This is a genomic window from Streptomyces sp. SID11385 (assembly GCF_010548245.1).
Lineage (GTDB): Bacteria > Actinomycetota > Actinomycetes > Streptomycetales > Streptomycetaceae > Streptomyces.
This window is the reverse complement of sequence record NZ_JAAGLR010001154.1, coordinates 1-2,798: the sequence shown is the minus strand read 5'-3', so window position 1 is coordinate 2,798 and position 2,798 is coordinate 1. Positions and strand designations below refer to the sequence as shown.

Sequence of the window (2,798 nt, the reverse complement as noted above, 5' to 3'; positions counted from 1 at the left end):
GGCACGGGCCGCACACCCCCCACCTGCCGCACCTGCCGCACGCCCTCGCGGCCGTCGCGCGCGAGGGCGCGGCCCCCGGCCCCCACCCCGGCGGCGACCCGTTCCCGCCGCAGCCCACGGAGGTCCGCATGAAGGCAGCCGTCGTCCCCGGCTTCACCGAGCCCCTCGCCATCGAGGACCGCGCGGTCCCCGAGCCCACCGGGCGCCAGGCACTCGTGCGCATGGAGACCTCCGGGCTCTGCCACACCGACATCCACGCGGCGCGCGGCGACTGGCCCGTCAAGCCCTCGCCGCCCTTCGTCCCCGGACACGAGGGCATCGGCACCGTCGAGGCCACCGGGCCCCAGGCCGGACACCTCGCGGTCGGCGACCGCGTCGCCGTGCCGTGGCTCGGCACCGCCTGCGGGCACTGCGACCACTGCGTCTCGGGCTGGGAGACGCTGTGTCTCCAGCAGCGGAACACGGGCTACTCGGTCGACGGCACCCACAGCGAGTACGCGCTCGCCGACGCCGACTACGTCGTGGCGGTCCCCGAGGGCATCGACCCGCTCGACGCCGCCCCGCTGACCTGCGCCGGCGTCACCACGTACAAGGCCGTCAAGGTCGGCGGGACCCGGCCCGGGCAGCGCGTCCTCGTCTCCGGGATCGGCGGCCTCGGGCACCTCGCGCTCCAGTACGCGCGGATCTTCGGCGGCGAGACCATCGCGGTGGACCTCACCGACGAGAAACTCGCCCTCGCCCGCGAACTCGGCGCCGACCACGTCATCGATGCCCGCGGCCAGGACGTCGCCGAGGAGGTCGCGCGGCTCGGCGGCGCCGATGTCGCGATCTCCACCGCCGTCGACAACGACTCCTTCCGCGCCGCCTACACCTCTCTGCGGCGCGGCGGGACCCTGGTCCTGGTCGCGCTCCCCGCCGAGGGGAGCCTCGAACTGCCCGTCTTCGAGACCGTGCTCAGCGGCAAGACCGTCGTCGGCTCGATCGTCGGCACCCGGCTGGACCTCGCCGAGGTCTTCCGCCTCCACCGGCTCGGCCGCACCCGCGTCATCCGCGAGACGCGCCGCCTGGAGGACATCAACCTCGCGATCGACGAGGTGCTCTCGGGGAAGGTCACGGCGCGGCTCGTCTTCGACCTGCGGTGAGCTTCGACGCGCGGTGCGCGTGCTCTCCGGAAGGTCGTGTCAACTGCCGCTGGCAACAGGCGAGTTCCGGACAATCGTCCGGCGCCGGTTTACTTTCTCCGGGACCGGCGCGCCCTTGTCCGGCACCCCTTCGGGGGCTCAGGCTGGGACCCGGGACCGAGGGACGGTCCCTGGCCCGGGCGGGCCGTGGAGGGGGCGGAGCGGATGTCATCGACCACTTGGGAGTTCACGGACGACCGCGGCAGCGTGGTCCGCGCGGCGCGGCGGCCCGAACGCGTCGTCGCCTACGTACGTGCCGGAGCCGCGCTCCACGAGTACGGGCTCACCCCGGCCGGGATCTTCGGCTCGGGCCATGACGGCGAGCAGGTCGATCCCGTCAAGGCGGGCGGCCTTCCCGCGGACGTGCCCTACCTCGGCGCGGGCAAGACACTCGACGAGGAGGCGCTCGGCGCCGCCGCACCCGAACTCGTGGTCGACGTCACCTACGACGACCACTTCGCCTACGCCGTGGACGAGGGCGTCGCCGCGGGCCTCGGCGTGCCCGTCGTCGCGCTCTCGGTCGCGGGCGGCACCCCGCTCCCGGGCCTCGTCGCCCGCTTCGCCGAGCTGGCCGAGGCCCTCGGCGCCCCGGCGGACCCGGCGGCGGAGGACGACCTCGCGCAGGCACGGGCGGCGGTACGTGCCGCCGCGGCCCGGCCCGGCGCCCCGCGCGTCCTCGTCCTCTCGGCGGCCGACAGCGCTCAGGTGCACCTCGCGCGCCCCGGCACCTGGCCCGAACTGCGCCACCTCGCCGAGCTGGGCGTCGACCTGGTCGACCCCGGGCCCGGGCCCGGCCTCAACTGGCTCACGACCGACTGGGAGTACGCGGCCGGGCTCGGCGCCGACCTCGTCCTCGCCGACGCGCGCGGCAACGCCGTTCCCCCGGCGGACCTCGCCGGCGTCCCCGGCTGGACCCGCCTGACGCACGGCCACCAGGTCACCCCCTGGAACCCGGAACTGGCCCCCGCACCGCGCGCCACCGCCCGCTTCCTGCGGGACATCGCGAGCGCCCTGGCGGGCTGAGGGGCCAAGGCTCCGAGGGGCTGACGGGCTGACGGGCCGGGCCTGCCGGGACTCCCGCACCCGAGTACCTCGCCGCACCCCTGCGGCGCGTCCCGTCCCGCCCCCGCCGGGCGGCCCCTAGGGTCCCCGCACATGCGCGTACTCGTCACCGGCGGTGCCGGTTTCATCGGGCGTCACCTCGTGGCCGCTCTCGCGGACCGCGGCCACGAGGCACTCGTCCTCGATGCCCTGCTCCCCGCCGTCCACCCCCACGGCCGTACCGTCCCGCCACCCCGTGCCGCCGGGCTCGTCCACGCCGACGTGCGCGACGCCGCCGCCGTCGCCGAGGCCCTGCGCGGCATCGACGCGATCAGCCACCAGGCCGCCATGGTCGGCCTCGGCAACGGTGTCGCCGACGCCGCCGACTACGTGGGCTGCAACGACCTCGGCACCGCCGTCCTCCTCGCCGCCGCCGCCCGCGCGGGCATCCGCGCGCTCGTGCTGGCGGGCTCGATGGTGGTCTACGGCGAGGGCCGCTACACGTGCGCGGCGCACGGACTCGTCCGCCCGGGGCCCCGCGCCGAGAGCGACCTGCGCGCCGGGCTCTTCGAGCCC

The 2,798-nt window shown here is 76.2% G+C and carries 3 protein-coding genes; all 3 read left to right on the top strand.

Annotation, left to right across the window (positions count from 1 at the left end; all coding sequences use genetic code 11):
- Nucleotides 1-128: 128 nt before the first annotated feature.
- Nucleotides 129-1,142, top strand: a complete 1,014-nt coding sequence (locus tag G3I42_RS35185) for a zinc-dependent alcohol dehydrogenase (RefSeq protein WP_164291715.1) — start codon at nt 129-131, stop codon at nt 1,140-1,142.
- Nucleotides 1,143-1,346: 204 nt separating this feature from the next.
- Nucleotides 1,347-2,204, top strand: coding sequence for an ABC transporter substrate-binding protein (locus G3I42_RS35180; RefSeq protein ID WP_164291714.1), 858 nt, complete (start codon nt 1,347-1,349; stop codon nt 2,202-2,204).
- A gap of 132 nt (nt 2,205-2,336) precedes the next feature.
- Nucleotides 2,337-2,798: NAD-dependent epimerase/dehydratase family protein (locus tag G3I42_RS35175; protein ID WP_164291713.1), on the top strand; the 462-nt coding region annotated here is incomplete at its 3' end.